At 62.8% G+C, this 4,298-nt stretch carries 5 protein-coding genes; 3 read left to right on the top strand and 2 right to left on the bottom strand.

Going from position 1 to position 4,298, the window contains the following annotated elements; genetic code table 11:
* The first annotated feature begins 233 nt into the window (after positions 1–233).
* Positions 234–683, top strand: a complete 450-nt coding sequence (locus PMI35_RS27155; protein ID WP_008055732.1) for a cupin domain-containing protein — start codon at positions 234–236, stop codon at positions 681–683.
* Between the two features lie 6 nt (positions 684–689).
* On the opposite strand, the gene PMI35_RS27160 is transcribed toward PMI35_RS27155, so the two are convergent.
* Positions 690–1,940 (bottom strand): MFS transporter, encoded by a 1,251-nt coding sequence (locus PMI35_RS27160; protein WP_008055731.1) that lies wholly within the window; start codon positions 1,938–1,940, stop codon positions 690–692.
* A 134-nt stretch (positions 1,941–2,074) separates the two neighbouring features.
* Here PMI35_RS27160 and PMI35_RS27165 point away from each other — a divergent pair, with 134 nt between their 5' ends.
* The gene (locus PMI35_RS27165; RefSeq protein ID WP_008055727.1) at positions 2,075–2,965 is read left to right on the top strand and encodes a LysR family transcriptional regulator; all 891 of its coding nucleotides are present in this window, start codon (positions 2,075–2,077) and stop codon (positions 2,963–2,965) included.
* Positions 2,966–2,973: 8 nt separating this feature from the next.
* Here PMI35_RS27165 and PMI35_RS27170 read toward each other — a convergent pair whose 3' ends face one another.
* Positions 2,974–3,231, bottom strand: a complete 258-nt coding sequence (locus PMI35_RS27170) for a hypothetical protein (protein WP_008055726.1) — start codon at positions 3,229–3,231, stop codon at positions 2,974–2,976.
* A 296-nt stretch (positions 3,232–3,527) separates the two neighbouring features.
* On the opposite strand from PMI35_RS27170, the gene PMI35_RS27175 reads away from it, so the two are divergent.
* The coding region (locus tag PMI35_RS27175) for a hypothetical protein (protein WP_008055724.1) at positions 3,528–4,298 on the top strand (771 nt) is incomplete at its 3' end.

Here is a 4,298-nt window from a genome sequence, read left to right as displayed (position 1 = left end):
CCGAGATCAAGACGATCTGGATTGATGCTTCTGAGTAAAGGGGCAGATCGACGCATTCATCCCGATCATCCGCAAGGCGCTCGGGATGAGTGCGTATCGCAACGTATCCGCCGTCCACAAAACTACAGTCGCATACAAAAACCGGGGTGACAGGACACGAAGGGGTTACACGACGAGCGCGTAATGCAACCGCCGCCTAACGGCTTTTACCTTGCGCACACTGGAGAACCACCATGTCCCGAACCCCCACCCGCTACGCGGCAGGCCTGCTCGGCGTTGCCCTCGTCACTGCGACACTGACTGCTTTTACCGGCCTTGCCCAGGCCCAGGAGGCGGGCCAGGCGCCAGCGAAAAACTGGCAGGCCGGTCTCAAGCGCACAGACCTGGTGCGCCATGACCTGGATGTCGCCGGGCGTGAAGTCATCCAGGTGCGCGTTGATTTCGATCCGGGCGTGGTGTCGCCGAAACACTCGCACCCCGGGGTAGAAGTGGCCTATGTCATCGACGGCACCTTCGAATACCAACTCGAAGGGCAACCGCCCATCACCCTCAAGGCCGGCGACTCCCTGTACATCCCGGCCGGCACCGCCCATGTGGCGAAGAACGTCGGCCAGGGCAAGGCGTCGGAACTGGCGACCTACATCGTCAAGAAAGACACGCCGCTGGTGAAACTGGAGCAGTAAACGCTTCTACCGCGCGTCAGCCTGCCTGCGCCACGCGATCAGGCAGGCGACGACGATCAGCCCCAACGCCACCACAAAGGTGGTGCGCAGGCCGCTGGCAATGGCCTGCGGGTGCGCGGTGCCAATATCGACCGACTTTGAGGCCAGGGCGAACACGGCGCCCAACGCCGAAGCCCCGGTGACCAGGCCCAGATTGCGCGACAGGTTGAGCAGGCCGGACACTACACCCCGTTGATCGGCCGGCACGTCGAGCATGACGGCGGTGTTGTTGGCGGTCTGGAACACCGCGTAGCCCAGGGTGACGACGACCATGGGGGCGAGGTAGCCGCCGACGCCGAACGTCTCGGGCACGACCGACAACATCAAGCAGCCGAACGTCATGCCCACAAGCCCGGCGAGAGTCATACCAGGGGCGCCGCAACGATCGACGATGCGCCCGGCGGGCACACCGGTCAGCGCGGCGACCAGCGGCCCGACCGACAACACCAGGCCGATCTGGACAGCCGTCAATCCCAGGGTCTGCGAGAGGTAGAACGGCCCGACCAGCAGCGTGGCCATCATCACGCTCGTCACCAGCAGGCTCATGGCGAGGCTGCCACTGAGTCTCGTATCGCGAAACAGCGTGCCCAGCGAATCGAAACTCGTACGCCCGGTTGTCGCGGGGCGATCCTCGGGCAAGTAACGTTGTGCGAGCAGCCATGTCGACAGACCCAGGGGCACGCAGACGAGGAACATCGAGCGCCAGCCAAATCCGCCGATCAGCACACCTCCGAGCGCCGGGCCCATCGCGGTGCCAATGGCCGACATGGTTCCCAGCAGGCCCATGGCGCCACCGGTCTTGCCCTTGGCCACCGTCTCGCCGACAAACGCGATGGTCAACGTCATCATGACCGCCGCGCCCAGGCCTTGCAGTGCCCTGGCAGCGATCAGCAGGCCCAGATTGGGTGCCAGGCCGCACAAGGCCGACGCCAATGTGAACAGGGCAATGCCCCACAGCAGCAGGCGACGCCGGCCGACAAGGTCACCGAGTCGACCGACACTGACGATCAAGGTGGTAATGGCCAGCAGGTAGGCGATAACGACCCACTGCACCTGTTGAAAGGACGCGCTGAACGCCTGGGTCAGGGATGGCAAGCCGACGTTGGCAATGCTGGTGCCCAGCGATGACAACAACATCGCCAACGACAGGCTGGCCAGCGCCCCTTTTACCGATGGCGTCCGTTGAGCAACTGCGGCGACTGCAGAACCGTCATTCATGTCGTGCCTCTTACCTGGCCACTCCCGATTGGAGCTATCAGAAATCTACGCCGGGACCTACTATGGCGGAAGGCGCATGGGTTGCACTTAATACGTGCATACAACGCCATATAAGCCGTCCCTGAGAGTCACGCATGTCCACACTCGATCTCAACCTGCTGATCACCCTCGATGCCTTGCTGGCCGAAGGCAGTGTCGCCCGCGCCGCCAAACGCCTGCGCCTGAGTCCATCGGCGATGAGCAGGGCACTGGCGCGCTTGCGCGAAACCACCGGCGATCCTCTGCTGGTCAGGGCTGGCCGCGGCCTGGTGCCTACACCGCGCGCCCTGGCGTTGCGTGAACGAGTCGGTCAATTGGTGCAGGAGGCACAGGCGGTACTGCGCCCGGCCGAGCAACCCGAACTCATGCACGTGTTGCGCACATTCACCTTGCGCACCAGTGAAGGCTTTGTCGAAAACTTCGGCGCCGCGCTGATCGCCCGCGTCGCCGACCAGGCACCGGGCATCCGCCTGCGCTTCGTGCACAAGACCGACAAGGACAGCACTGCCTTGCGCGACGGCACGGTCGATCTGGAAACCGGTGTGGTGGGCCAGGCCGCAGGCCCGGAGCTGCGTACCCAGGGGTTGTTCCGTGATCGCTTCATCGGCGTGGTACGCGCGGGGCATCCGTTGTGCGAGGGTGAGATGTCGCCCACGCGTTTTGCCGCGCACAGTCACATCAGCGTGTCACGGCGAGGAGTGGAGAAGGGGATGATCGATGAAGCCCTGGAGTCGCTCGGTCTGCAGCGGCACATCACGACCATGGTCGCCGGTTTCTCGACCGCGCTGGCGCTTGCCCGATCCTGCGATCTGATTGCCAGTGTGCCCGAGCGCCATACCGCCAATCTGCGCTCTGGCATGCACAGCTTTGCGCTGCCGCTGTCGCTGCCGGAAATTACCGTGGCGATGCTTTGGCATCCTCGACTGGATGCCGATCCAGTGCATCGATGGTTGCGCGGATGCCTGAGGGAAGTTTGTGCGCAATAAGCATTTGCTCAGAAGTGATTGCGACGGGCACTGGCGGCGAACTCGGTCGCCAGCAAATGCTCAGCCAGCACATCGTTGAGAAAGCGGAACTGATCGTTGAGCCCGACCACTTCGTTGCTGAAGTGATGACCGGCTGCCGGAATCAGCAGCGCCTCGAATTTTTCGTCGAACATCAGGGTCAATACTTTACGAGACTCGAATTGCTGCGAGTAGTAGTTGTTGCCGAACACCGGGAAGCTCACGGCCAGGGTGACGTTGGTGATCATGACGCGTGCTCCTCGGAAAGGACGAACCAGCCGAATACGCTTAACGTGAAGGCCGTCAGGGCCAGGCAGGTCAGGAGATGGATCAGCATGGTTCGACCCTCCGCTACAGGGTTGGGTGTTGGGTTGAAGTTGATCCTACGCTGACGGTCGGTGGGCGGAAGGCATTCGTGGCGATGGTGAATATCGATGGGAGTGATGGTCGGTTCCGGGCGAGTAACCGCCGCGACCTATACTCAAACCAGGGGCCTTAAAGCGCCGGACATGCCGCTCGGTGCACATTTCAGGAAAGCGCAATCTTGAAGCTGCGTTCGCTGATCGTCGCCGTGCTGGTGGTGTTGGCGGGATGCGTCACGGCTCCGCCTGCTCCGGTGGAAGTGCCGCAGATCATGGTTTCTCCGAGCACCTGGCAACAAGTGGACCGGGAAATTGTCGATGCCTCGCAATCGGCCACCGAACAGGCAAAAATCTACTCGCGCGGCGCCATGGATTACTGGCGCACGCGGGTTTACCAGCTGACCGAAGAAAACTTCATTCCCTGGTTCAGCAGCTACTGGACCCAGGAATGGCTGTCCGTGAAAGTCAGTTGGTACGCCATCAGCAGTTCCAAAGAGGAGCAAAATGCCTCGGAAAAACGCCTGGCAGCGTATTTGCTGGAGAAGTACCAGGAAAAAGTACTGGCTCCGGCGGCACTGGAGGTTGACCCCGATGCGATCCTCACCCTGGCCGCGGCGTTCTACCTGGATATCCTCAAGGAGGAACTGCAGAAGATTTCCCAGCGCCATGGCATACCGATGGCCCAGCTCAATGGCCGCATCCGGAAAATTCCCGCGATTGCCCTCGGGCCACCGCCCGCCCGGGACGCCTCGCTGTACCAGGTGGTACACACTGAGCAGCTGACCGCGCTGCCGGCTTACGCCGCGCTGGTCGACAAGGTCCACAAGGCCGGTGGCGACAAGGGCGTGGGCTCGACCGACACCGCCATGGCGCCGGTGGCCAAGCGCGCCAGCCAACGGATTGAAGCCGAGATGGCCCCGCGCGGGGCGGCGAGCGCGGTAGCGGCGGGCGCC

Source organism: Pseudomonas sp. GM78 (assembly GCF_000282475.1).
GTDB lineage: Bacteria > Pseudomonadota > Gammaproteobacteria > Pseudomonadales > Pseudomonadaceae > Aquipseudomonas.
The sequence above is the reverse complement of the archived record's forward strand: the minus strand, read 5'-3'. Positions and strand labels throughout refer to the sequence as shown.